Genomic DNA, 25,337 nt, shown 5'->3' on the forward strand with positions numbered 1-25,337 from the left:
ATTCACCCGGAACGCGCTTTTTCGCACCTCGATGCCTCACTAGGATGACTTCGAACCCACGAAGAATCCCAAGAGGATCGCCCCAATGAAGAACCTTCTCACTGCCACTGTCCTGTCCCTTTCCACTCTGCTGACCACCCAGGCCTGCTTCGCCGAAGAGTCGGCGGCCTTCGTCGCTCATCAACAGGCCCACCAGCAACAGCCGCACGCCACCGCCACCCAACAGGCGCAAACCGCGAGCACGCAGAACAGCGATCAGCACGGTTGAACCAGAGCTTATCTGGCGCCGGCCGCGCTCCTGACCGGCGTCCCTCGGGCCGCTGAAACGGCCCTTTTTCCTGCATCGAGGCCATCATGAAACGTATCGCCTGCCTGCTCGCTCTGGGCTGCGCCACTACCCTGGCATATGCCGAAACGCCGGAGCATTACCATTACGGCATGCGGCTGGACATCGCCAAGGTCATCAGTCAGACCCTGCCGCAAGGTTGCAAAGCGGGTGAAGCCCGCATGGTCTATCTGGACTCCAACGGTGAGCAGCACACCCTGATCTACCAACGTATCGGCGAAGACTGCCGCTACTGATCCCCCGCCAGGCGCTACTCGGCGCCTGCAATCCGTCACCTCGCGCCACTCTTCCCATACCGGCGGTCTACCCTGATCAATAGGCAGCACCTTGTCGGTGACCGGGTAGCACCCGGGTTGCACCACAAGCGTACAGCGACCCTCAGCATGCCCTGGCGCTGCTCATAACGGACCAGGCCAGCCGCTCGCAGGCTGTAAAGGCACCGAGAAGATATCGAGAGATTAGACGTTCGTCGGCCCAGGATAATTATTGGTTGCACCTGGTTGCACCACGCATATTCTCGGGTTTAATCTCCCGCAGCTTTTTTGTTGCCCGCCATCCGTGGCGGCAGCCCCTGGGGCCGTCGCAAGCGACGCCAGAAACTGCTCCAGGCAGTTTCACCCTGTACAACCGACAAAAACAGGACACACCTATGGCCACCACCACGCTTGGCGTAAAACTCGACGATGCCACCCGCGAGCGCCTGAAAAAGGCTGCTGCGCAGATCGACCGCACCCCGCACTGGATGATCAAGCAGGCGATCTTCAATTATCTGGAGCAAGTCGAGAGTGGCCTGACGCCCGCCGAGCATGCCGGCCTGGCTGCTGCCGCCGGTGAAGAAGCGCTGGAGTCGCTGACCGAGCAGGGTCTGCAGGTGTTCCTCGATTTCGCCGAAAGCATCCTCCCGCAGTCGGTGCTGCGCGCCGCCATCACCAGCGCTTACCGCCGCCCGGAAACCGAAGTGGTACCGATGCTGCTGGAGCAGGCGCGCCTGAACAAGGAGCAGGCCGAGGCCTCGCAGAAGCTGGCCCTGGGCATCGCCGAGAAGCTGCGTAACCAGAAGAACGCCAGCGGCCGCCAGGGCCTGGTGCAGGGCCTGCTGCAGGAGTTCTCGCTGTCGTCGCAGGAAGGCGTGGCGCTGATGTGCCTGGCTGAAGCCCTGCTGCGCATTCCCGACAAGGCCACTCGCGATGCGCTGATCCGCGACAAAATTGCCAACGGCAACTGGAGCCAGCACCTCGGCCAGAGCCCGTCGATGTTCGTCAACGCGGCGAGCTGGGGCCTGCTGATCACCGGCAAGCTGGTGTCGACCCACACCGAAGCCGGCATGACCTCGGCGCTCAACCGCCTGATCGGCAAGAGCGGCGAGCCGGTGATCCGCAAGGGCGTGGACATGGCCATGCGCCTGATGGGCGAGCAGTTCGTCACCGGCGAGACCATCGCCGAAGCCCTGGCCAACGCCGCCACCCTGGAAGCCAAGGGCTTCCGCTACTCCTACGACATGCTCGGTGAAGCCGCACTGACCGAGGAAGATGCCAAGCGTTACCTGGCGTCCTACGAGCAGGCCATCCACGCCATCGGCAAGGCCTCGCACGGTCGCGGCATCTACGAAGGCCCGGGCATCTCGATCAAGCTCTCCGCCCTGCACCCGCGCTACAGCCGCGCCCAGTACGAGCGTGTGATGGACGAGCTGTACCCGACCCTGCTGGGCCTGACCCAGCTGGCCAAGCAGTACGACATCGGCCTCAACATCGACGCCGAGGAAGCCGACCGCCTGGAGCTGTCGCTGGATCTGCTCGAGCGCCTGTGCTTCGAGCCATCGCTGGCCGGCTGGAACGGCATCGGCTTCGTCATCCAGGCCTACCAGAAGCGCTGCCCGTATGTGATCGACTACGTCATCGACCTGGCCAAGCGCAGCCGCCACCGCCTGATGATCCGCCTGGTCAAGGGCGCCTACTGGGACAGCGAGATCAAGCTGGCCCAGGTGAACGGTCTGGAAGGCTACCCGGTGTACACCCGCAAACCGTACACCGACGTGTCCTACCTGGCCTGCGCACGCAAGCTGCTGGCCGCACCGGAGGCCATCTACCCGCAGTTCGCCACCCACAACGCCCACTCGCTGTCGGCCATTTACCAGTTGGCCGGGCAGAACTACTACCCGGGCCAGTACGAGTTCCAGTGCCTGCACGGCATGGGCGAACCTTTGTACGAGCAGGTGGTGGGCAAGATCGCCGACGGCAAGCTGAACCGCCCGTGCCGCATCTACGCACCGGTGGGCAGCCACGAAACCCTGCTGGCCTACCTGGTACGCCGCCTGCTGGAAAACGGCGCCAACACCAGCTTCGTCAACCGCATCGCCGACCACAGCATTTCGCTCAAGGATCTGGTGCTCGACCCGGTGCTGCAGGTCGAGCAGATGGCCGCGCAGGAAGGCGCCATCGGCCTGCCGCATCCGCGCATCGCCCTGCCACGTGATCTGTACGGCCAGGAGCGGGTCAACTCCGCTGGCCTGGATCTGGCCAACGAACACCGCCTCGGCTCGCTGTCCTCGGCGCTGCTGTCGTCCACCAATCTCAGCTACGTCGCCGAACCCATGCTCGGCTGCGATGCACCCAACCCGGGCGAGCCGGAGCCGGTGCGCAACCCGGCCGATCATCGTGACCTGGTCGGCCACGTGCGCGAAGCCAGCGCCAAGGATGTCGACAGCGCCATCCTCTGCGCCCTGGCCAGCGGGCAGATCTGGCAGTCCACTCTGCCAGCCGAGCGCGCCGCCGTGCTGGAGCGTGCCGCCGATCTGATGGAAGCCGAGCTGCAGCAACTGATGGGCCTGCTGGTACGCGAGTCCGGCAAGACCTTCGCCAACGCCATCGCCGAGGTGCGCGAGGCGGTGGATTTCCTCCGCTACTACGCGATCCAGGCACGCAGCTTCGGCAACGACAGCCACCGCCCGCTGGGCCCGGTGGTGTGCATCAGCCCGTGGAACTTCCCCCTGGCGATCTTCAGTGGCCAGGTGGCCGCCGCGCTCGCCGCCGGTAACACCGTGCTGGCCAAGCCGGCCGAACAGACCCCACTGATCGCCGCCCAGGCCGTACGCATCCTGCTCGAAGCCGGCGTACCGGCTGGCGCCGTGCAGTTGCTGCCGGGCCGTGGTGAAACCGTCGGTGCGCGCCTGGTCGGTGACGAGCGCGTGCGCGGGGTGATGTTCACCGGTTCCACCGAAGTGGCCGGCATCCTCCAGCGCAACATCGCCGGGCGCCTGGATGCCCAGGGCCGCACCATCCCGCTGATCGCCGAAACCGGTGGCCTCAACGCCATGATCGTCGACTCCTCGGCACTAACCGAGCAAGTGGTGATGGACGTGGTCGCCTCCGCCTTCGACAGCGCCGGCCAGCGCTGCTCGGCCCTGCGCGTGCTGTGCGTGCAGGACGATGTTGCCGACCGCGTGCTGACCATGCTCAAGGGCGCCATGGCCGAATACAGCCTGGGCAACCCGGAGCGCCTGAACACCGACATCGGCCCGGTGATCGACGCCGAAGCCAAGGCCGGCATCGACACCCACATCGCCAAGCTGCGCGAGAAAGGCCGCAAGGTCACTCAGCTGGCGCGCGTCAACGCTGACGACATCAAGCGCGGCACCTTCGTCGTGCCGACCCTGATCGAGCTGGACAGCTTCGACGAAATGAAGCGCGAGATCTTCGGCCCGGTGCTGCACGTGGTGCGCTACCAGCGCGCCGATCTGGGCAAGCTGCTGCAGCAGATCAACGACAGCGGCTACGGCCTGACCCTCGGCGTACACACGCGCATCGACGAGACCATCGCCCAGGTGGTCGGCACGGCCAAGGTCGGCAACCTGTACGTCAACCGCAACATGGTCGGTGCCGTGGTCGGCGTGCAGCCGTTCGGTGGCGAAGGCCTGTCCGGTACCGGCCCGAAGGCCGGTGGCCCGCTGTACCTCTATCGCCTGCTGTCGACCCGTCCGCAGGACGCCGTCGCCCAGTACCTGCAACAGGCCGACGTGCAGGCCCTGCCAGCACCGACCGAGCTGGACAAGGTGCGCGCTGCCTTCGCCGAATGGGCAGCCAAGCAGGAGCCGGCCATCGCCGCGCTGTTCGAGCAGTACCGCGCGCTGTCGCAGAGCTACAGCAGCCACACGCTGACCGGCCCGACCGGCGAGCGCAACAGCTACACCCTGCTGCCGCGCGAGCACGTGCTGAACCTGGCCGACGAACGCGGCGACCTGCTCGCCCAACTGGCCGCCACCCTGGCCGTGGGCAGCCAGGCGATCTGGCTGGACAGCCAGCGTGCGCTTTACGCCGAACTGCCGAAAGAGGTGCAGAAGCACATCCGGCTGGTGGCCGACTGGAACAGCGTCGACGTGGAGCTGGACGCCATCCTGCACCACGGCGACTCCGACCAGCTGCGCGCGGTCAGCGAGCAGGCGGCGCAGCGCAAGGGCGCCATCGTCGGCGTGCACGGCCTGAACAAGGGCGAGACCGACATCGCCCTGGAGCGCCTGCTGGTGGAGCACGCCCTGAGCGTCAACACCGCAGCGGCCGGCGGCAACGCCAGCCTGATGACCATCGGCTGATATTCCTCGGCCGGTAATGTCGCGGAAAGCGGGCTGAAAGCTTCCCGCGGCATGCTTCACACACGACGCAACTGCCTGCAGGGGCTACCCGCCCGGCGCCGTGTTCTCTCCTTCTGACCTTCGGGTCTGCGCCAGCCTATCCGGCCAGCGCGTCGAGCGGGGCCAACCGCCCCGCCCATTTCTTCCCCCACCTTCCTCCCATCTCAACTCGCCATCATTGCGTAACAGAAAGTTCGGACTATCGTGTCAGGACTGGCGCCTGGCTGCGCCAGCCAGAGCAGCAGTCCTGACTCATTCAGGTGCTCGACAACGCTTGGAACAAGGATGTGCGTTGACGAATCCTGACCCTTGATTTAGGTCAGAATGCTGTGCTCGCCAAACGCGCTCAATACCTATGTCCCCTTGTGACACGGAGGTAATTGAGATGTCTGATTCGACGCAAAAACTCCGCCTTGGCGCGCTGATCGCGCTGGTCGTCGGCTCCATGGTCGGCGGCGGTATCTTTTCGCTGCCGCAGAACATCGCCGCCAGTGCCAGTGCCGGTGCCACCCTGATCGGCTGGCTGATCACCGGTGTGGGCATGTTGACCCTGGCCTTCGTGTTCCAGACCCTGGCCAACCGCAAGCCCGAACTCGACGGCGGCGTCTACGCCTACGCCAAGGCCGGTTTCGGCGACTACATGGGCTTCTCCTCGGCCTGGGGCTACTGGATCAGCGCCTGGATCGGCAACGTCAGTTACATGGTGCTGCTGTTCTCCACTTTGGGTTATTTCTTCCCGGTATTCGGCGAGGGCAATACATTGCCCTCCGTGATCTGCGCATCAGTGCTGCTCTGGCTACTGCACTTGCTGGTGCTGCGCGGGATCAAGGAAGCCGCCTTCATCAACACCGTGACCACCATCGCCAAAATGCTGCCACTGGCGCTGTTCATCGTCATCGCCGCCATCGCCTTCAAGCTCGATGTATTCACCAGCGACTTCTGGGGTCGTGGCAACAGCGAGCTGGGCAGCGTGATGGACCAGGTGCGCAACATGATGCTGGTCACCGTCTGGGTATTCATCGGTATAGAGGGTGCGAGCATCTTCTCCGCCCGTGCCGAGAAACGCAGTGACGTCGGCAAGGCCACGGTGATCGGTTTCGTCGGCGTGCTCCTGCTCCTGGTACTGGTCAACATCCTGTCTCAGGGCATCATGGCCCAGGCCGAACTGGCCGGGCTGAAGAACCCGTCCATGGCCGGCGTGCTGGAGCAGGTCGTAGGCCCTTGGGGCGCGCAGCTGATCGCCATCGGCCTGATCGTCTCGCTGGCCGGCGCGCTGCTGTCATGGACGCTGCTGTGCGCCGAGATTCTCTTCGCCAGCGCCCGCGACCACACCATGCCGGAATTCCTGCGCAAGGAGAACGCCAACCACGTTCCGGCCAACGCGCTGTGGCTGTCCAACGGACTGATCCAGCTGTTTCTGATCATCACCCTGTTCAGCGCCTCCACCTACCTCAGCCTGCTGTACCTGGCCACCTCGATGATCCTGGTGCCCTACTTCTGGTCCAGCGCCTACGCAGTATTGCTGGCGGTGCGCGGCGAGACCTACGAGAACGCAGCCGGGGAGCGCAACAAGGACCTGCTGATCGCGGCCATCTCCACCCTGTACGCGGTGTGGCTGGTATACGCCGCCGGCGTGCAGTACCTGCTGCTGTCCGCGCTGCTCTATGCCCCTGGCGCGCTCCTCTTCGCCAAGGCCAAGCGCGAACTGGGACAGCCCATTTTCACAGGCGTCGAGAAGATCATTTTCGTCGCCGTGCTGATCGGTGCCGCCATCGCCGCCTACGGGCTGTATGACGGTTTCCTGAGTCTGTAAGAGAAGGAGTTCGATATGTCCAAGAAGCCCCTCGGCGTTCATTCCGAAGCCGGCAAATTGCACAAGGTGATGGTCTGTTCACCAGGCCTCGCCCACCTGCGCCTGACCCCCGGCAACTGCGACGAACTGCTGTTCGACGATGTGATCTGGGTATCCCAGGCCAAGCGCGACCACTTCGACTTCATGACCAAGATGCGCGAACGCGGCATCGAAGTGGTGGAGATGCACAACCTGCTGGAAGAGACCGTCAGCGACCCCAGCGCGCTGAAGTGGATTCTCGACCGCAAGATCACTCCCAACAGCGTCGGCCTCGGTCTGCAGAGCGAAGTGCGCGCCTTCATCGAAGGGCTGGAGCCCCGCAAGATCGCCGAGTTCCTGATCGGCGGCGTATCCGGCGCCGACCTGGCCAAGCACACGGATTCCGAGGCGGCGAAGATGTTCAACGCCTACCTCGGCGAAGCCAGCTTCATCTTCCCGCCGCTGCCCAACACCCAGTTCACCCGCGACACCACCTGCTGGATCTATGGCGGCGTCACCTTGAACCCCATGTACTGGCCTGCGCGCCGTCAGGAAACCCTGCTCGCCAGCGCCATCTACACCTTCCACCCGGACTTCGCCAATGAGCCCTTCGAGATCTGGTACGGCGACCCGGACCAGGACCACGGTTCGGCCACCCTGGAAGGCGGCGACGTGATGCCCATCGGCAACGGCACCGTGCTGATCGGCATGGGCGAACGCAGCTCGCACCAGGCCATCGGCCAGGTCGCACGCGCGCTATTCGCCAAGGGTGCGGCAGACAGGGTGGTGGTTGCCGGCCTCGGCCGCTCCCGTGCGGCGATGCACCTGGATACCGTGTTCAGTTTCTGTGACCGCGACCTGGTGACCATCTTCCCGGAAGTGGCCAACAGCATCGTGCCCTTCACCCTGCGCCCGGACGAGAGCCGCCCTGGCGGCATCGACGTACGCCACGAGGAAAAACCCTTCGTCGACGTGGTCGCCGAATCCCTCAACCTGAAGAAGCTGCGCGTGGTGGAGACCGGCGGCGATGCTTACGAGGCCGAACGCGAGCAGTGGGACGACGGCAACAACGTGGTCTGCCTGGAGCCAGGCGTGGTGATCGGCTACGACCGCAACACCTACACCAACACACTGTTGCGCAAGGCCGGCGTCGAGGTCATCACCATCAGCGCCAGCGAACTGGGGCGCGGCCGTGGCGGCGGCCACTGCATGACCTGCCCGATCATCCGCGACCCTATCGACTACTGATCTAGCCAGCCCTGGCGGTCATCCACCGCCGGGGTGTTTCAACTGCCTAAAAGGAGAGAGAACCATGGCTTTCAACATGCGCAATCGTCACCTGCTCAGCCTGATGCACCACAGCACCCGCGAGCTGCGTTACCTGCTCGACCTGTCGCGCGACCTCAAACGCGCCAAGTACACCGGCACCGAGCAGCAACATCTCAAGCGCAAGAACATCGCGCTGATCTTCGAGAAAACCTCCACCCGCACCCGCTGCGCCTTCGAGGTGGCGGCCTACGACCAGGGCGCCAACGTCACCTACATCGACCCCAATTCATCGCAGATCGGCCACAAGGAATCGATGAAGGACACCGCCCGCGTGCTCGGGCGCATGTACGACGCCATCGAGTATCGCGGCTTCAAGCAGGAGATCGTCGAGGAGCTGGCCAGCTATGCCGGTGTGCCGGTGTTCAATGGCCTGACCGATGAGTATCACCCGACACAGATGCTCGCCGACGTGCTGACCATGCGCGAAAACAGCGACAAGCCGCTGCACGATATTGCCTACGCCTACCTCGGTGACGCGCGCAACAACATGGGCAATTCGCTGCTGCTGATTGGCGCCAAGCTCGGCATGGACGTGCGCATCGCCGCCCCCAAGGCACTGTGGCCGAGCGACGAACACGTCGCCGCCTGCAAGCAGTTCGCGCAGGAAAGTGGCGCACGCATCCTGCTCACCGAAAATCCGAAGGAAGCGGTCAAGGGCGTTGATTTCGTTCACACCGATGTCTGGGTCTCCATGGGCGAGCCGGTGGAGGCCTGGGGCGAGCGTATCCAGGAACTGCTGCCCTATCAGGTCAACGCCGAGGTCATGAAGGCCGCCGGCAACCCGCGGGTGAAATTCATGCACTGCCTGCCGGCCTTCCACAACAGCGAGACCAAGGTCGGCAAGCAGATCGCCGAGCAGTATCCACACCTGAAGAACGGTATCGAAGTGACCGAAGACGTCTTCGAGTCGCCCTGGAACATCGCCTTCGAGCAGGCGGAAAACCGCATGCACACCATCAAGGCGATTCTGGTAGCGACCCTGGCTGATATTTGAGCATTGCGCCTGTAGGAGCCGGCTTGCCGGCGATCCACTGATAACTGCATCGCCGGCAAGCCGGCTCCTACGCAAAGTCAGGCACCCGGACGCCTCGAACAAGGAGAACACCATGCGACTCGTCATCGCCCTGGGCGGCAACGCCCTGCTTCGCCGCGGTGAAGCCATGACCGCGGAAAACCAACGTGACAACGTGCGTATCGCCTGCCAGCAGATTGCCAAGGTGGCAGACGGCGCCGAGCTGGTGATCGCCCACGGCAACGGCCCGCAGGTCGGCCTGCTGGCCCTGCAGGGCAACGCCTATGACGCGGCCAACCCCTATCCGCTGGACGTGCTCGGCGCCGAGACCGAAGGCATGATCGGCTACATGATCGAACAGGAACTGGGCAACCTGCTGCCGTTCGAAGTGCCCTTCGCCACCCTGCTCACGCAGGTGGAAGTGGACAGCGCCGATCCGGCATTCAAGAAACCAACCAAACCCATCGGCCCGGTCTATACGAAGGAAGAAGCCGAACGCCTGGCCGCCGAGAAAGGCTGGAGCATCGCCCCGGACGGCGACAAGTTCCGCCGCGTGGTGGCAAGCCCCAGGCCGCAACGCATCTTCGAGATTCGCCCGATCAAGTGGCTGCTGGAAAAAGGCAGCGTGGTGATCTGCGCCGGCGGCGGCGGTATCCCGACCATGTACGACGGCAACCAGTTGCGGGGCGTCGAAGCGGTGATCGACAAGGACCTGTGCTCGGCACTGCTGGCCGAACAGCTCAATGCCGACCTGCTGGTGATCGCCACCGATGTCGACGCGGCCTATATCGACTGGGGCAAACCCACGCAGAAGTCCATCGCCGAAGCTCATCCCGATGCCATTGAAACGCTCGGCTTCGCCGCCGGCTCCATGGGCCCGAAAGTGCAGGCCGCCTGCGAGTTCGCGCGTAACACCGGCAGCACGGCGGTAATCGGCTCGCTGGAAAATATCGAAGCCATCGTCCAGGGTCGCTCGGGCACGCGCATCAGCCTGGACTACAACAGCATCGCCTATCGCTGAGGGAGGTCTCGATCATGTTCACCCCCGGTCACCTGCACCGCGACAACAACGACCGCCCCGAGCATATGCGCCTGCTGCCGCCCTTCTCGGTGGACTTCTACTACGAAGTCCGCAAAGACCCGCAGCAAGGGCCGATGCTGCATATGCGCCTGGTCGGCGACGTGGACGGCAGACACTTCGAGGAAGAGTTCGAGTTGCACCGCGACGTCGCCTTCAACTTCGCCAGCGTAGCGACCCGCATCGCAGCCCGCCATGGCCTGCACCCCAATGCCAGCCCGGTGATGCGCGGCCACGACGAGTACGACAAGGTGTTCGCCGACATCCGCAGCAAACTCAACGTCCAGCCGGGCGAACCGGTGAACCTCGACCACGTATTGTGACGCCAAGTACGCCACGCCGTAGCCGTGATGAAATCCGGGGTCGCTCGCGGCACTTCCCGGATTGCATCCTGGCTACAGGGGCACTGCGCCCGTAGGGTGCGCCGCGCGCACCGATGTGATCGTTCAATCGACGCAACACCCGATAAGTACGGCCTGGGCGGCACCGCGACACCCTACTCGATCTCAGGCCTGCATGGTCCAGCCATGTACACCCATCGCTGCCTGACGCCCTGCCTCCGAACGGGTCGGGTGCGGATGACAGGTCAGCGCAATGTCCTCGGCCGAGGCGGAGAACTCCATGGCCACGCAGTATTCACCGATCAGTTCGCCTACGCTCGGGCCGATCATGTGCACGCCGAGAATCTGGTCGGTGTTGGCGTCGGCGAGGATCTTCACGAAACCTTCGGTCTCGTGGTTGATCTTTGCCCGGCTGTTGGCGGTGAAGGGGAATTTTCCGACCTTGTAGGCGCGCCCCTCGGCCTTTAGCTCCTCCTCGCCCTTGCCGACACTGGCCACTTCCGGGCGGGTGTAGATCACCCCGGGGATTACCCCGTAGTTGACCTCCGCCGCATGCCCGGCGATGCGCTCGATACAGGCTACCGCCTCATCTTCGGCCTTGTGCGCCAGCATCGGCCCGGAGGTGACATCGCCGATTACCCACACGCCCGGCACGCCGCTCTGGTGCTTTTGGTTACCGAGCATCCCGCGCTTGTCGGTGTTCAGGCCGACGCTCTCCAGCCCTAGACCGTTGGTGTAGGGACGCCGACCGATGGCCACCAGCACGTAATCGGCTTCCAGGGTCTCGCTCGCGCCGCCTGCTGCCGGCTCCAGCGTCAGGGTCACGCCGGACTTGCCCGTTTTGGCACCGGTGACCTTGGTGCCGAGCTTGAAGCTCATGCCTTGCTTGCTCAGGGTGCGCTGCAGGGTCTTGGCCGTCTCGCCGTCAAGACCGGGGCAGATGCGGTCGAGGTATTCCACCACCGTGACCTGGCTGCCCAGGCGGCGCCACACCGAGCCCAGCTCCAGACCGATTACCCCGGCACCGATCACCACCAGGTGCTTGGGCACCTCGGGCAGCGACAGCGCGCCGGTGGAGTCGAGGATGCGCACGTTGTCGATCTCCACACCCGGCAAAGGTGTTGGCTCCGAGCCTGTGGCGATGACGATGTTCTTCGTTTCCAACAGGCGCTCGCCGCCTTCGCTCAGTTTCACCTGCACCCGTCCGGGGCCGTCGATACGCCCCCAGCCCTTGACCCACTCCACCTTGTTCTTGCGAAACAGAAACTCCACGCCCTTGGTCAGCGCTTCGACGCTATCGGCCTTCTGCTTCATCATCTGCATCAGGTTGAGCGTCGGCGTGACCTCCACCCCCAGTGTGCTCAACTCACCACCGGCGGCAGCCTCGTAGAGTTCGGATGCATGCAGCAAGGCCTTGGACGGCATGCAGCCGACGTTCAGGCAGGTACCACCGAGCGTTTCGCGCCCGTCCACGCAGGCTACCTTCAGACCCAGTTGCCCGGCGCGAATAGCCGCGTTGTAGCCGCCGGGGCCGGCGCCGATGATGACCACGTCATAGCTGCTCATAGCTTTGTCCTCGAATCAGGGAAGTTTGCCAGCCACCGCAGCCGTGACGGCCGGGCGCACGCGCAAGAGGTGGAAGAACAGAAACGCCAACACGGCGAATAGCGCATTCAAGGCAACCATAGGCCAGGCCGAGCCATCCTGCAGGGCACCGAGCAGCAGACCGGCCAGAGTAGCGCCCGCCATCTGCGAGAAGCCCATCAGCCCCGCAGCCAACCCGGCACGCTGCGGATTTGGAATCACCGCACCGGCCACCGCTGCCGGCAGCAGCATGCCACCGCCCAGCGTCACCAATACCTGCGGCAGCGACAGCCCCAGCAGCGATAGGCCGAACAGCAGATAGATCGCCAGGGTCAGCAACGACCCAAGCAGCACCAGCGCGACGCCGATGCCCACCACCTTCTGCGGCCCCAGGCGCTGTACGTTGCGCAGGGTGAACAGCGCGCCGCCAAGCAGACCGGAAACGATCAGGGCGAAGGTCAGCCCGTATTGCGCGGCGCTAAGCCCCAGCAGGCCGGTGTACACCGACGAAGACCCCGCCACCACCACGAACATCGCGCCATAGGTGCAGGCGATGGTCAGCGCCAAAGCACGGCAACTGGGCCACACCTGCAGGTAGCTGGCCAGCAGGCCTTTGAGCCGTCCAGCCTGGGGATCGCGCTGCAGATGGCTCTCACGATAACGGGTAAGCACCGCCAGCAAGGCCAGGCTGCCAAGTACAAGGGTCGCCAACAGCGGCGCGCGCCAACCACCGAACTGGGTCAGCAGGCCACCGACCACCGGCGACAGGACGATGGCCGCGAACATGCCCAGCACCGTCAGCGCCAGGGCCGGCCCTGCCTGTTCCTGCCACACGTCACGGACTATGGCTCGCGCCAGCACCAGCGCCGCACAGGCGCCCAGCCCCTGCAGCACACGCATGCCGATCAGCACGTCGATGTTCGGCGCCAGCAGCATGCCCAGGGTCGCCAGCAGATAAAGGCTCAGCCCGGCAAGTAGCACCGGACGGCGCCCCAACCGATCCGATAGCGGCCCGAGCAGCAACTGGCCAAGGCCAAAGGCGCCGACGAACAGCGACAGCGCCAACAGACTGCTACCAGGCTCGGCCTCCAGCCCGCGCTCCAACTCGCCAAGGGCGGGAATCAGCAATTGCGTGGAGGTTTCCCCCAGTGCGGTGAGCAGCATCAGGATGATCAACAAGACACGGGAAGGCTGCATGGCGAAACTCCGATCGACAGCGACTGGCGGCTATTTATATTTCGACCATAATATGAAACATTGAATGTCGTCCATCATATTTATCTGGAGCCAGCATGACCGCCTTATCCCGAGACGCTCGCCTCGCCACCTGGATTGCAGAGGAACAGGCCATTCGCAACCAGCTCGCCGCTCCCGGCACCCTCAGCCTGGCGGAAGTGGCCGCCATGACGCCGATGGATTTCTTCGACGGTATCGGCCGTGGCGACCTGCCCTCGCCACCGATCAACGCGGTGCTCGACTTCACCCCGGTGCAATGGGCCAGCGGCCTGTTCGTCTTCCAGGGCACGCCCGATCAGCGCCACTACAACCCGCTGGGCAGCGTGCATGGCGGCTACATCGCCACACTCCTCGACTCCTGCATGGGCTGCGCCGTGCATACCCTGCTCAAGACAGGCCAGGGTTACACCACTGCGGACCTGCGAGTGAGCTACATCCGCGCGCTGCGCAGCGAAGTCGGTCCGGTACGCGCCGAAGGCCGCATCATCCACGTCGGCCGCTCCACCGCGCTGGCCGAAGGCCGCCTGTACGACGTCGACGAGCGCCTCTACGCCGTCGCCTCCACCACCTGCCTGATTCTCGACATGAACGCGCCGCGCCAGAACAGCGACGCAAGTGTAAGATGACAGCCAGCATCTGATAGACGAGAAAGCCCATGCGCTATTCGGAAGACCACAAGGCCAAGACCCACCAACGCATCATCGAGGAGGCGGCCCTGCGCTTTCGCCGCGATGGTGTCGGCGCCACCGGCCTGCAGCCGCTGATGAAGGCACTGGGCCTGACCCATGGCGGTTTCTATGCCCACTTCAAGTCCAAGGACGATCTGGTGGAAAATGCTCTGCGCCATGCTGTGGAGGAACTTTCCCGCAGCACCGAGGCGCTGGCCAAGGATGCCGAGGCACCGCTGCCACGCTTTATCGCCAGCTACCTGTCCAGCGCGCATCGCGCCAACCCCGGCAGTGGTTGCCCCCTGCCAACCATGTCCGCCGAGTTGGGCCAGCGTGGCGAGGCCAGCGAAACCACTGACGCCCTGGTGCGCGACCGTCTGGCCCTGATCGAGAACAACCTCGGTGGTGATGATGCCGCCGAGCAGAGCGTGCTGCTGCTCTCGACCATGGTCGGCGCCCTGCTGCTATCGCGTAGCGTCAAGGACCCGGAGCTGTCCGACCGACTGCTGAAGACGACCCGTCGCCTGTTGATCGAACAAACGCAGGGCCAATAGCAGACAGACAAGCGGTGCGCACGGCGCACCCCACGCTCCGCGACATGCCCGTAGGGTGCGCCGCGCGCACCAGCTTTCCACGTGAGCGCAGGCGGGTTTCCTGGCAATCTGGGGATCAGCGCACCCTAGCGCCCGCTCGAACCATCTGATATCACTTGTAACGCGCAGCCGCCTGGTCGCGCGACAGGTTCGGCCCAAGCGCCGCGCGGGCAGCGACGAAGGCGTCCCAGTCGGCTGCATCCGGTAGCGAGGGTATGGTCACCAGTTCGCCCTGATCGAAGCCGGCCAGCGCCGCATCGACCATCTCGCCCACTTCCATGATCATCGACGGCGGCAGCGCAGAGGCATCGGTACCGCTGCGCTCCCAGATCTCGGTGCGCGTCACGCCCGGCATCACCGCCTGCACCTGCACGCCCGAACCACGCAACTCACCTGCCAGGGTCTGGGTCAGGCTCAGCACATAGGCCTTGGTCGCGCTGTACACCGCATTGAACATCTCCGGCGCCAGCGCCACCACCGAACCAAGATTGATGATGCCGCCACGCCCCGCCGTGGAGAAATTGGCCGCAGCCGCAGCAGCCAAACGCGTCAGCGCCACGACGTTGAGCTGGATCATGGTTTCGGCCTGGTCCAGGTCCGCGGCAGCCAGCGGACCGTTCATTGCGACACCGGCGTTGTTGATCAGCAAAGCGATGCTCGAGTCCTCGCGCAAACGCTTTTCCACCTTGAGCACATCAGCCTTGCTGGTGAGATCCGCCGGCATCACCTCGACTGCAACGCCGTACTCGGCGCCCAGGCGCTTGGCCAGCGCATCGAGGCGCTGGGCATCGCGCGCCACCAGCAGGAGGTCATGACCACGCCGGGCCAGGCGCTCGGCGTAGGTGGCGCCGATGCCGGACGAGGCGCCGGTAATCAGGGCGGTAGCGGGCTTGCTTGCAGTGCTCATGGAAGTCTCCGGGATGAGGGATGAAGGTAGGTGAGCGGTTTAGATTACGACCATAATTCTAATCTCTTATATGACTACCTTCATATAGCTTCGTCAAGCACTTTGCGCAGCGACCGTCTGGCGGGAAAGGTTCGTACTGGACTAGCAAAGAAGCCGCGCGCGGCGCTGCCTGAGCAGGTGCAGGCAGCGCGAGCCAGGCGCTCTCTCAGTTGGGGCGCATATCCACGCGCAGACGCAGATAGGAGGTCAGGCGCTTGCCGTTGATAAGCCCCTGATAGCCGTGACTGTCAAAGGTGGTGCTCTTGATCAGGTCGACGCGGAAACGCGGATTGCTTTCGTAGGTGCGGCCCAGGGTGCTGGTCGAGCGGCTGTCGAACAGGTCGGTACTGACCTTGACGAACTCGCGCGGGTTGCGTCGGCCGTTGGCACCGCTGTTGTTCGGGCTGCTGAAGATGTCGCCGGTGGCGGTCATCGCCGAGCTGTAGTACTCGCGCCCACGCAGGCTGGTCTTGCCGCTGGCGATCACGAACTGCTGATTGGCCGGGCGGTAACGGTCGCCGGCGGTCAGATAGCTGGCCAGCACATCGTAGAGGGCATAGCTGCTGCCGGTGCCGCGCTGCTTGTTGCGCAGGTCGAAGATGAATACGCCATTGCTACCGAGCACTTCCATCTCCACCTGGCCGAGGCTGAGGTTGTGCTGCACCAGCAGCGCGGTGTCCTCGTCGACGCCGAAGGCGAACGGCACGTTGGTGTAGTCGGCCAGGCGCACGATGCGCCCCTGGCGGCCGCGCTCGCTGAAATGGGTGTCGAGCAGGCCGTGGCTGAAGAAGCCGAAACCGCCCTGCATGTCGTAGGACAGGTCATCACCGCCCGGGGTGGTGTAGACGCCGTAGCGCATAGCGGGATAGCTCTCGCCACCGGTGATCATCGGCCCGCCGACCATGATCGCGGTTCCTGCGCTGCTGCCGGCGAGCACGGCGCCAGCATCATGCCGGGCGCGAATCGCGGCCAGCGCCGGCGTGTCGGCGCGCGTTACGGTCTGCAGCGTCTGGGTCAGGCGCGCCTGGTCGCCGCCGCCGAAGAAGAAGCCGGTCATGCCGTTGATCTGCGCGATCACCTGCGGGTTGCTGTTGTTGCCGATGCTGTCCAGATCGATGGGGATCCACTGGGCATCCTGGGCGCCGTAGGTCTTCAGCAGCTGCGCGTAGAACTCGCCATTGGACTTGGAGTTGCGCGCGTTGGCAGTGCCGGCGTCCGGGTCCTGGCTCGGTGGAATCGAGGCGGCGGTGATCACGCCGATGCGCGCCTGACTGCCGCCGGCCAGCTGTACCAGGCGTTGGTAGATCACCGCGTTGTCGTCCTTGAGCCCGCCGCCCACCAGCAGCAGCGGGCCGGCCGCCAGGGCCGGCAGCGGTAACAGAAGAGCCAGCATGAGGGTGTAACGAATAACCGATCCGATCATTTCGATTTCTCCGCAGGTGCCGCACGGGCACGGTTGGTGACGCTGGTTGGGGAACGGTGATTGGGAGCCAGAGCGCAGTCGGCGGGCCGGCCTCAGTAAACGGAAAACTGTTTGAAGTAGCGCTTCTCGATGCGCTTGTGGGTGCCGTCGGCGAGGATCGCGGCCAGCGCCCGATCAAGCTGTTCGCGCAGCTCGTCGTCGCCCTTGCGCACGGCGATTCCCTGCCCCTGGCCGAAGAACTGCGGCGCCACCACGGGGCCGCCGACCTGCTCGAAGTCGCGGCCCAGTTCGGTCAGGAGGAAGCCGAAGTAACCGGAAACGGCGTCGTCGAGCACCAGATCCAGCTCGCCGCCTGCGAGCGCCCGGTAGGCCTGGGCGGCACTGGGATAGCGCAGCAGCTGCACATGTTCGGCGAAGCGAGCCTCGAGAAAGCGCTCGTAGGTGGTGCCCTGCTGCACGCCGACGCGCTTGCCGGCGATGCGCCGCGGGGTGATCAGCATCTGATTGATATGGCCCTTGCGGGCAAAGAAAAAGGCCGGGGTCTGCGCATAGCGAGCGGTGAAGTCCACCCGTTCGGCGCGCGCCGCAGTGATCGACATGGACGCCAGGATCAGGTCCGCGCGTCCCGCGTCGAGTGCCGGGATCAGCTCATCCCAGGCGAAGCGCTGCAGCTCGCATTCGCGCTGCATGCGCTGACACAGGGCCCTGGCGATGTCGACGTTGAAGCCGACCAGATTGCCCTGCGCATCGAGTTCTTCGAAAGGCGGGAACTGCCCCTCCATGGCGACCCGCAACGGTCCTGCCGTGCCCGGTTGGGCGAGCAGCACAGCGAACAGACACAACAGCATGCGTAGCATTTCGACTCCTTGCCCGCGCGGGGCCAGGGGGTCAGGTCTCCTGGCGGAAAAGCAGGCGCCGCTGGCGACGCCTTAAGGCCAAAGGAGCGTGGGAGCTGACCTTGAAGAAAAAGCTCCGGACGGCCCGGGATCTGTCGCCACCCGGAGAATGCCGTTACAGGATGCTCAGCGGGTACTCGATGATCAGGCGCACCTCGTCGAGGTCGTCGTCGAATGCCGTGGAGCGGTGAGTGGCGTGACGCAGGCGCAGCGACAGGTCCTTGGCCGCGCCTTCCTGGAACACGTAGCGCGCTTCCAGATCGCGTTCCCAATGCTTCTCGTCGTCACCGGCCCAGCCGGCGAAGGCGCCATTCGGATCGGCCTTGGTCCCGTCGATATCGTCGCCCTTGATGTAGCGGGCCATGAAGGTCAGGCCGGGAACGCCGTAGTGCTTCATGTTCAGGTCGTAGCGGATCTGCACCGAGCGCTCGTTGGGGGCGTTGAAGTCGGAGTACTGCACCGAGTTGGCCAGCCAGATGGAGTCGCCGCCGATGTAGTCGAAGAACTCGTCGCCACGCACCTTCTGATAGGCCAGGCTGAGCTTGTGTGCGCCGAAGCTGTAGGCGCCCTTGAGCGACCAGGTCAGGGTGTCCAGCTCGCCGGCACGCGCCTCGCCTTCGTCGCGGGTCTTGTACGCCACCAGATCGAAGTTCAGCGCCTGGCTATCGGTCAGCGGGATGTTGTAGTTCAGGTTGGCGAAGTACTGACGCCAGACGTCCTTGGCCTCGCTGGCATAGAACATCAGGCTCAGGTCGTCATTGACCGCGTAGCTGAGGCCTGCGAAGTCGACGCTGCGCGCCTCCACCTCGGCGTACTCGCTGGTCAGGTCGTCATCGGAGTTGGTGGAGTTGCGGCGGTTGATCGAGGTGAAGTGGCCGGCCTCGAAGGACAGCGCGTCGAACTCGCTGCTGGAAATCTGGAAGCCGGTCGCGGTCTCCGGCAGCAGACGCGAATCGCCGGTGGCGAACACCGGTGCGGCCGGGCGCATCTCGCCGTACTTCAGCTCGGTGGACGAGGCGCGCAGCTTCACCGCTCCGCCGATCTGGCCGTAGCTGTCCGGCACCTCGGCATCGGCGGTGCGGTTGTTGCTGATCGGCAGCAGGCCGTTGCCCACCCGGCCACGGCCGCTATCGAGCTTGACGCCGCCATAGGCGAAGGCATCGGCGCCGACACCGACGGTCCCCTGGGTGAACCCCGAGCTGAAGTTCAGCTGCGCACCGTGTGCCCACTCCTCGCGATAGCCGTTGCGTTCGTTGACTGGCTTGGCGCGGTTGATGCCCTGGCTGTTGCTGCCGCCATGACGGTAGTCGCGGTTCATGTAGAAATTGCGGTTGATCAGCTGCAGGCTGCTGTCCTCGATGAACCCCTTGGCTTCCTGCTGCTGACCGGCGGCGGCAGCCTGCGAGGCCACAGCACCGATGGCCAGGGCGAGACAGCTGAGTTTGAGAATCTTCATGCCTTACTCCGTTGGTTTTATTGGTATGGGGTGCCCGCGACGCGGGCGGTGTTCGCAGCCGCTCAGGTGAACAGCTCGGGAACCAGGTCAGCCGGGCATTCGCCGCGCTCGATCACGGCCTCCAGGCAAAGTGAGCGCTCTTCCAGCCAGCACACGAAGTAGCCCACGCCCCTGCGCCGCTTCAGGCGAAACGGCCAGCGTCGTTCCTGCAGCTCGTGGTTCAGTTCGAGACGGCGCGGCAGGTGCAGCACCGAGAAGAAACCTGCCCGGGTGCGTACCCTTTCTTGCACTCGCACGCTGGAAGAGATGACGGTCTGCGCCATCTGGCTGTCGTCCTGCAGCAGCTTGTGCAGGGCGAAGACTTCCACTCGGTTCAATTGCATGGCTCGTTTCTCCGGCGCAGCCGTGCCCGTCCCGCCTGCGCGCTGCAGGCGGGCTGTGGGTAGAGGTAGAAAAAAGGCTCTAGAGGCCGATGATGCGTGCCAGGGTCTCGGCGACCTCGGCGCGCGCGACCGGCACAGCAGGCTCGAAGCGTCCCTGGTTGGCGCTCAGCCAACCTTCGGCCACGGTCTGCGCGGCAGCCTCGGCGTTCGGCGCGGCGAGGCCGGCGACGTCCTGCAGCGCCACGGTCTTGCTTAGCGTGGATCCGCTGGAGCGCTCGACCAGCGCCTTGCAGGCCAGCGCCCAGTCCGCGCGGCTGGCCGGCCGCTCGGCGTCGAAGCGCTCGGCGCCATCCATCCAGCCGTTGGAAACCACCACTTCGATGTGCTCGCGTAGAGGATGCTCGGCCGGCACGTCGCTCAGCATCGGCAGGGCCTTGAGGTTGGGCTCCGCGGCCAGGGTCATCTGCAGGGCATTGGCCAGCTCGCCGCGGGTGATCGGGCGCTGTGCCTCGAAGTCACCCTCGGCGTTGAGGGTCATCAGGCCGCGGAAGGTCACCGCACGAATGGCGTCGCCGCGGCGGCCGTTGCCGGCATCACGCGGGGCGCCAGCGGCCGGCTCGCGCAGATCGGCGGTCACCGGACGGATATCCAGGCGCACGCCACTGACGCTGTAGTTGGTCTGCGAATCGTGGAAGCGGCTATGAGCGGCGAAGTCCGTCCGCTTGCTGAATTCGAAGCGATAGCCGTAGTGGTAACCGTTGGCCGGGTTGTAGCGGGTCATCAGCCCGAGCTGACGGCTCGCCGTATTGTCGGCCAGGCCATAGAGCACCGCTCGGTTGATCGCCGACACGGCCGACAGGTCGGTGAGCAGGCGATTACCCACCAGGTACTCGTTGCCAGGCTCGATCGGCTGCTTGCCGGCATCCGGCCGGATCTCGCCCGAGGCCAGGTCGTAGCGATCCCCATGACCGAGCATGGCCAGGCGCATGTCGTCGATGCGCGTACCGTAGAGCCCGAAGCTCTTCTTCGCTGCGGCAGAGTCCATGATGGTCAGGTAGCCCTCGCCCAGTACCTCCAGCTCACCACTGGGCTTGATCCACATGGCGGTGTTGGTATCCAGGCCGAAGCCCTTGCCCGGAGCCGGCTGCTCCAGCAGGTAGCTGGCCATGCGCGCGGCGCGCCCGCTACTGGTTTCCTCGATCTTGTCGAAGTGCTGGTCGATCACGCCGGCGGTGAACAGTCCTGCACCCCTGAGCAGGGCGGTACCGCGCCGGCCCTCGACCGTGGCCACGCCGAAATCCAGGGTGTCCATGACCACCCCGTAGGCGGTGGGCATGCGCGCACCGAGGATGCTGGCCCCGGCGCTGGTACCGGCCACCACACCGCCCTTGTCATAGATCGCCTGCACGGCCTGCATGGCCAGCGACGGGCTGTCGTCGGCGTTGAACAGAGCGCGCGCGATGCGGGCCTGATCGCCGCCAACGAACCATACCGCACTGGCCTCGCGCAGCGGCGCAACCACGGCCGGGTCGTTCATGGTGTCCAGGTAGTTGTGGCGGTCGATGCCGACGATGCGGATGTGCTCGGCGGGCACGCCCAGGGCTTCCAGCTCTGCCTGGAAGCGCTTGCTGGAGCCCAGACTGCCGCTGGCGGTGGGCATGATGGCGATACGCGCCTGCTGGGCACCGCCCGCCAGTTCGATGAGTTTCTCGTAGACCAGGCTGTTGCTGGCTCGCAGCATGCCGCCGACCGCCAGGAGGTTGCCATCGGCCATTACCGGATCAGCACTGCCGCAGAGGAGGAGCGCGGCGAGAAGGCCACAAAGATTGCGCTGTTTGTTCATTGTTATTGCTCTTGTCAGAAGTCGAAAGCGGTATGCCCCCTGCTCGCAGACCAGATGAAACGGGGCTGGCGACAGGTCGCGGCGATATGAATTATTTTTTTCACCACAATCACACGTGAAAATTTATATACCAGTCATTTTCGAGGCACAAGCACCACACGCCACGTTTGACATAAATATTTCTTAAACGTAGATTCGTGAAAAAAAACATGTCAACGATATTCATGTATCTGCTCGGGCGTCCCACCCGATCGCCCACCGGCCAGGGCTCACGAGGCCCTGCCGGCGCCGCCTGGCAACAGTCGGCGTAACGTTCAACCCCGCCGCCTGTCGCGACGGACACTGCCTCCCAACCGCCATCCACTGGAGTAACAAGATGAACAAGATCGCTCTATTCGGCGCCCTGGCGCTCTCCACCTTCGGCACCTTCGCCGTCGCCGCCGAGCCGGCGCTGCGCATCGGCATCGAGGCGGCCTACCCGCCATTCGCGTTCAAGACCGCCGACGGCAAGATCGCCGGCTTCGACTACGACATCGGCAACGAGCTGTGCGCGCAGATGCAGGTCAAATGCCAGTGGATCGAGCAGGAGTTCGATGGCCTGATTCCCTCGCTCAAGGTGCGCAAGGTCGACGCCGTGCTGTCCTCGATGTCGATCACCGAAGACCGTCTGAAGTCGGTGGACTTCTCCAAGAAGTACTACCACACCCCAGGCAAGCTGGTGATGAAGGAAGGCAGCCAGATCCAGGACCCGAGCGTCGACCTCAAGGGCAAGAAGGTAGCCGTGCAGCGCGCCTCCACCTACGATCGCTACGCTACTGCCGAACTGACCCCGGCCGGCGTCAACGTGGTGCGCTACGGCTCCAACAACGAAGCCTTCCTCGACCTGCTGGCAGGCCGGGTGGATGCGGTGCTGGCTGATGTGGTGAACATCGACGAGGGCTTTCTGAAAACCGACGGTGGCAAGGGTTTCGCCCTGGTCGGCCCTGATTTCAACGACCCGCGCTATTTCGGTCGCGGCGCCGGCATCGCCGTGCGCAAGGGCGACGCAGCCACCGCCGAGAAGCTCAACACCGCCATCGACGCCATCCGCAGCAACGGCAAGTACGCCGAGGTACAGGCCAAGTACTTCGACTACGACATCTACGGCCAGTAAGCCGCCCACCCCGGCGCCTGCAACAGGCGCCGGTTTCTCTGCGCTGCAACGAGGTTTCCCACCATGCTGCAAGGCTACGGCCCGATCATCGTCGAGGGCGCCTGGCTGACCCTGACGCTGGCTCTGTGTTCGATGGCGCTGGCCATCCTTCTCGGCCTCACCGGCGCGGCGCTGCGCCTCTCGCCACTGCGCTGGCTGGCCAATCTGGGCGACGCCTATGCCACGCTGATCCGGGGCATCCCCGACCTGGTGCTGATCCTGCTGATCTTCTATGGCGGTCAGGACCTGGTGAACCGCATCGCACCCAGCCTGGGTTACACCGCCTACATCGACATCAACCCCTTCGTCGCCGGTGTGTTCACCATGGGCTTCATCTTCGGCGCCTATCTGTCGGAGACCTTCCGCGGCGCCTTTATGGCCATCGCCAAGGGCCAGGCCGAGGCCGGTGCAGCCTATGGCATGAGCGGCGCCCAAGTGTTCTTGCGCATCCTGGTGCCGCAGATGATCCGCTTCGCCATTCCCGGCTTCACCAACAACTGGCTGGTGCTGACCAAGGCCACCGCACTGATCTCGGTGGTCGGCCTGCAGGACATGATGTTCAAGGCCAAGAACGCCGCCGACGCCACCCGTGAACCCTTCACCTTCTATCTTGCCGTGGCGGGCCTGTACCTGCTGCTGACCAGCGTCTCGCTGCTGCTCCTGCGCGCCGTCGAAAAGCGTTACTCGGCCGGCGTTCGCACGGCTGAAATCTGAGGATCACGTCCATGCTCGATTTCCATCTGATCCTCTCCAGCCTGCCGCTGTATGCCAGCGGTCTGCTGGTCACCTTCGAGCTGCTGCTGATCGCCCTCGCCCTGGGCCTGCTGCTGGCAGTGCCACTGGCCCTGATGCGGGTGTCGCGCTCGCCGCTGGTGAACTTCCCAGCCTGGCTCTATACCTACGTGATTCGCGGCACGCCGATGCTGGTACAGCTATTTCTGCTCTACTACGGCCTGGCCCAGTTCGACGTCATCCGCGACAGCTTCATGTGGCCGTACTTTTCCAGCGCCACCTTCTGTGCCTGCCTGGCCTTCGCCATCAACACCAGCGCCTACACGTCGGAGATTCTGGCCGGCAGCCTCAAGGCCACGCCGCCCGGCGAGATCGAGGCAGCCAGGGCCATGGGCATGTCACGCGCCCAGCTCTACCGGCGCATCCTGCTGCCTTCGGCCATGCGCCGTGCGCTGCCGCAATACAGCAACGAGGTGATCATGATGCTGCACACCACCTCGCTGGCCTCGCTGGTGACGCTCATCGACCTCACCGGCGCAGCCCGCACCATCAGCTCGCAGTACTACATGCCGTTCGAGGCCTTCATCACCGCCGGCCTGTTCTACCTGGTGCTGACGGTGGGCCTGGTGCGCCTGTTCAAATACGCCGAACTGCGCTGGCTGGCCCACCTGACCCCACGCAAGCATTAACAAGGAAGCCCTATGCAACGTATCGACCACCCACTGCCCTGGAGCCCGACCGGAACCAGCCGTCACCTCAGCGTGCTGCGTTACGGCAGCGGCCCGTGCAAGGCCTACATCCAGGCCAGCCTGCATGCCGACGAGCTGCCGGGCATGCGCGTGGCGGTGGAGCTCAGGCGTCGCCTGCAGCAGCTGGAAAGCGCCGGACGCCTGACCGGCGTGATCGAGCTGGTGCCGGTGGCCAACCCCATCGGCCTGAGCCAGCTGTTCCAGGCGGCGGTCCAGGGCCGCTTCGAATTCGCCAGCGGCAGGAACTTCAATCGCGACTTCGTCGATCTGGCGGCTGCGGTGGCAGCGCATGTGGAAGGCCACCTGGGCAGCGACGGGCCGAGCAACGTGCGCCTGATTCGCCGCGCCATGATCAAGGCGCTGGACGCCCTGCCCGCGCCGGCCTCGGAGCTGGAAGGCATGCAGCGTCTGCTGCTGCGTCATGCCTGCGATGCCGACCTCGTGCTCGACCTGCACTGCGACTTCGAGGCCGCTGTGCACCTGTACAGCGCGCCGCAGCACTGGCCGGCCCTGCGCCCTCTGGCGGCGCGTCTGCAGGCCGGCGCGGTGCTACTGGCCGAGGATTCCGGCGGCAGCTCGTTCGACGAGGCCTGCGCCATGCCCTGGCAGCGCCTGCGCCAGCGTTTCCCCGAAGCCGAAATTCCCCTGGCCTGCCTGGCCACCACCGTGGAGCTGGGCGGCATGGCCGACACCGAAGCCGAACGCGCAGTAGCCAGCGCCGAGGCGATTCTGGCCTTCCTCGCCGAGCAGGGATTGATCGCCGGCGACTGGCCGGCAGCGCCAGAACACTGCTGCGAGGCCACGCCCTTTGCCGGCGCGCAGTACGCCCTCGCCCCGCATCCGGGCGTGGTCAGCTTCTTCAAGCAGCCGGGCGAGTGGGTCGAACGCGGCGAGGCCCTGTTCGAGGTGATCGACCCCTTGAGCGAGCAGCACAGCATCGTCCGCGCCGAAACCTGCGGCGTGCTCTATGCCCGCGAGCGCATGCGCTTCGCCCGCCCCGGCCTGTGGCTGGCCAAGGTCGCCGGAGCAACGCCCATTCGCCAGGGTCGCCTGCTCAGCGACTGATTCATGCCCT

Annotated in this window: 22 protein-coding genes; 14 read left to right on the forward strand and 8 right to left on the reverse strand. The window is 64.8% G+C overall.

Translation table 11 applies throughout. The features are described from left to right. Window positions 1-85 precede the first annotated feature (85 nt). The 8 genes from GV002_RS11340 (at window position 86) to GV002_RS11375 (ending at window position 10,543) form a co-directional block, all read left to right on the forward strand. On the forward strand, window positions 86-268 hold the full coding sequence (locus GV002_RS11340; protein ID WP_160018466.1) for a hypothetical protein: 183 nt from the start codon (window positions 86-88) through the stop codon (window positions 266-268). Window positions 269-354: 86 nt separating this feature from the next. Continuing rightward, entirely contained in the window at window positions 355-582 is a 228-nt protein-coding gene (locus tag GV002_RS11345; protein WP_160018467.1) for a DUF2790 domain-containing protein, read from the forward strand. A 413-nt stretch (window positions 583-995) separates the two neighbouring features. After that, a complete protein-coding gene (gene putA / locus GV002_RS11350) occupies window positions 996-4,931 on the forward strand; it encodes a trifunctional transcriptional regulator/proline dehydrogenase/L-glutamate gamma-semialdehyde dehydrogenase (protein ID WP_160018468.1) in 3,936 nt (1,311 codons plus the stop codon). Window positions 4,932-5,355: 424 nt separating this feature from the next. Beyond that, on the forward strand, window positions 5,356-6,783 hold the full coding sequence (gene arcD, locus GV002_RS11355) for an arginine-ornithine antiporter (protein ID WP_160018469.1): 1,428 nt from the start codon (window positions 5,356-5,358) through the stop codon (window positions 6,781-6,783). 15 nt (window positions 6,784-6,798) lie between these two features. Next, window positions 6,799-8,049: an arginine deiminase gene (arcA, locus tag GV002_RS11360; protein ID WP_160018470.1), complete on the forward strand. Its 1,251-nt coding sequence runs from the start codon at window positions 6,799-6,801 to the stop codon at window positions 8,047-8,049. Window positions 8,050-8,113: 64 nt separating this feature from the next. Further along, window positions 8,114-9,124 (forward strand): ornithine carbamoyltransferase, encoded by a 1,011-nt coding sequence (locus GV002_RS11365; RefSeq protein WP_160018471.1) that lies wholly within the window; start codon window positions 8,114-8,116, stop codon window positions 9,122-9,124. A gap of 112 nt (window positions 9,125-9,236) precedes the next feature. After that, window positions 9,237-10,163: a carbamate kinase gene (arcC, locus tag GV002_RS11370; RefSeq protein WP_160018472.1), complete on the forward strand. Its 927-nt coding sequence runs from the start codon at window positions 9,237-9,239 to the stop codon at window positions 10,161-10,163. Between the two features lie 14 nt (window positions 10,164-10,177). After that, window positions 10,178-10,543 carry a DUF5064 family protein gene (locus GV002_RS11375; RefSeq protein ID WP_160018473.1) on the forward strand — a complete coding sequence of 122 codons (366 nt, stop codon included), beginning with the start codon at window positions 10,178-10,180 and terminating at the stop codon, window positions 10,541-10,543. A gap of 183 nt (window positions 10,544-10,726) precedes the next feature. On the opposite strand, the gene lpdA is transcribed toward GV002_RS11375, so the two are convergent. Beyond that, complete coding sequence (gene lpdA / locus GV002_RS11380; protein WP_160018474.1) at window positions 10,727-12,127, reverse strand: dihydrolipoyl dehydrogenase; 1,401 nt, start codon at window positions 12,125-12,127, stop codon at window positions 10,727-10,729. A gap of 15 nt (window positions 12,128-12,142) precedes the next feature. Further along, on the reverse strand, window positions 12,143-13,342 hold the full coding sequence (locus tag GV002_RS11385) for an MFS transporter (protein WP_160018475.1): 1,200 nt from the start codon (window positions 13,340-13,342) through the stop codon (window positions 12,143-12,145). A 95-nt stretch (window positions 13,343-13,437) separates the two neighbouring features. Between GV002_RS11385 and GV002_RS11390 the strand changes: the two genes are divergently transcribed. Together GV002_RS11390 and GV002_RS11395 are read left to right on the forward strand one after the other, a co-directional pair. Continuing rightward, window positions 13,438-14,007 carry a PaaI family thioesterase gene (locus tag GV002_RS11390; protein ID WP_160018476.1) on the forward strand — a complete coding sequence of 190 codons (570 nt, stop codon included), beginning with the start codon at window positions 13,438-13,440 and terminating at the stop codon, window positions 14,005-14,007. A 29-nt stretch (window positions 14,008-14,036) separates the two neighbouring features. Further along, window positions 14,037-14,603: a TetR/AcrR family transcriptional regulator gene (locus GV002_RS11395; RefSeq protein WP_160018477.1), complete on the forward strand. Its 567-nt coding sequence runs from the start codon at window positions 14,037-14,039 to the stop codon at window positions 14,601-14,603. A gap of 151 nt (window positions 14,604-14,754) precedes the next feature. On the opposite strand, the gene GV002_RS11400 is transcribed toward GV002_RS11395, so the two are convergent. From GV002_RS11400 to GV002_RS11425, 6 genes are all read right to left on the reverse strand, one after another. Further along, window positions 14,755-15,549: an SDR family NAD(P)-dependent oxidoreductase gene (locus tag GV002_RS11400; RefSeq protein ID WP_160018478.1), complete on the reverse strand. Its 795-nt coding sequence runs from the start codon at window positions 15,547-15,549 to the stop codon at window positions 14,755-14,757. Between the two features lie 205 nt (window positions 15,550-15,754). Then, on the reverse strand, window positions 15,755-17,011 hold the full coding sequence (locus tag GV002_RS11405) for a cyanophycinase (RefSeq protein WP_160018479.1): 1,257 nt from the start codon (window positions 17,009-17,011) through the stop codon (window positions 15,755-15,757). A 92-nt stretch (window positions 17,012-17,103) separates the two neighbouring features. Beyond that, window positions 17,104-17,868: a transporter substrate-binding domain-containing protein gene (locus tag GV002_RS11410; RefSeq protein ID WP_160018480.1), complete on the reverse strand. Its 765-nt coding sequence runs from the start codon at window positions 17,866-17,868 to the stop codon at window positions 17,104-17,106. Window positions 17,869-18,022: 154 nt separating this feature from the next. After that, window positions 18,023-19,363: an OprD family porin gene (locus tag GV002_RS11415; RefSeq protein WP_160018481.1), complete on the reverse strand. Its 1,341-nt coding sequence runs from the start codon at window positions 19,361-19,363 to the stop codon at window positions 18,023-18,025. 62 nt (window positions 19,364-19,425) lie between these two features. Continuing rightward, the gene (locus tag GV002_RS11420; RefSeq protein WP_160018482.1) at window positions 19,426-19,746 is read right to left on the reverse strand and encodes a hypothetical protein; all 321 of its coding nucleotides are present in this window, start codon (window positions 19,744-19,746) and stop codon (window positions 19,426-19,428) included. Window positions 19,747-19,825: 79 nt separating this feature from the next. Beyond that, window positions 19,826-21,589: a cyanophycinase gene (locus GV002_RS11425; RefSeq protein WP_160018483.1), complete on the reverse strand. Its 1,764-nt coding sequence runs from the start codon at window positions 21,587-21,589 to the stop codon at window positions 19,826-19,828. A 376-nt stretch (window positions 21,590-21,965) separates the two neighbouring features. Here GV002_RS11425 and GV002_RS11430 point away from each other — a divergent pair, with 376 nt between their 5' ends. The 4 genes from GV002_RS11430 (at window position 21,966) to GV002_RS11445 (ending at window position 25,327) form a co-directional block, all read left to right on the forward strand. Further along, window positions 21,966-22,742: an ABC transporter substrate-binding protein gene (locus tag GV002_RS11430; RefSeq protein WP_017678114.1), complete on the forward strand. Its 777-nt coding sequence runs from the start codon at window positions 21,966-21,968 to the stop codon at window positions 22,740-22,742. 63 nt (window positions 22,743-22,805) lie between these two features. Further along, on the forward strand, window positions 22,806-23,495 hold the full coding sequence (locus GV002_RS11435) for an ABC transporter permease (RefSeq protein WP_160018484.1): 690 nt from the start codon (window positions 22,806-22,808) through the stop codon (window positions 23,493-23,495). An 11-nt stretch (window positions 23,496-23,506) separates the two neighbouring features. Next, window positions 23,507-24,202 carry an ABC transporter permease gene (locus GV002_RS11440; RefSeq protein ID WP_160018485.1) on the forward strand — a complete coding sequence of 232 codons (696 nt, stop codon included), beginning with the start codon at window positions 23,507-23,509 and terminating at the stop codon, window positions 24,200-24,202. 12 nt (window positions 24,203-24,214) lie between these two features. Continuing rightward, a complete protein-coding gene (locus tag GV002_RS11445; protein ID WP_160018486.1) occupies window positions 24,215-25,327 on the forward strand; it encodes a succinylglutamate desuccinylase/aspartoacylase family protein in 1,113 nt (370 codons plus the stop codon). The last annotated feature ends 10 nt before the right edge of the window (window positions 25,328-25,337 follow it).

This window comes from Pseudomonas sp. 8O (genome assembly GCF_902506495.1).
GTDB classification, from domain to species: Bacteria; Pseudomonadota; Gammaproteobacteria; order Pseudomonadales; family Pseudomonadaceae; genus Aquipseudomonas; species Aquipseudomonas chaetocerotis.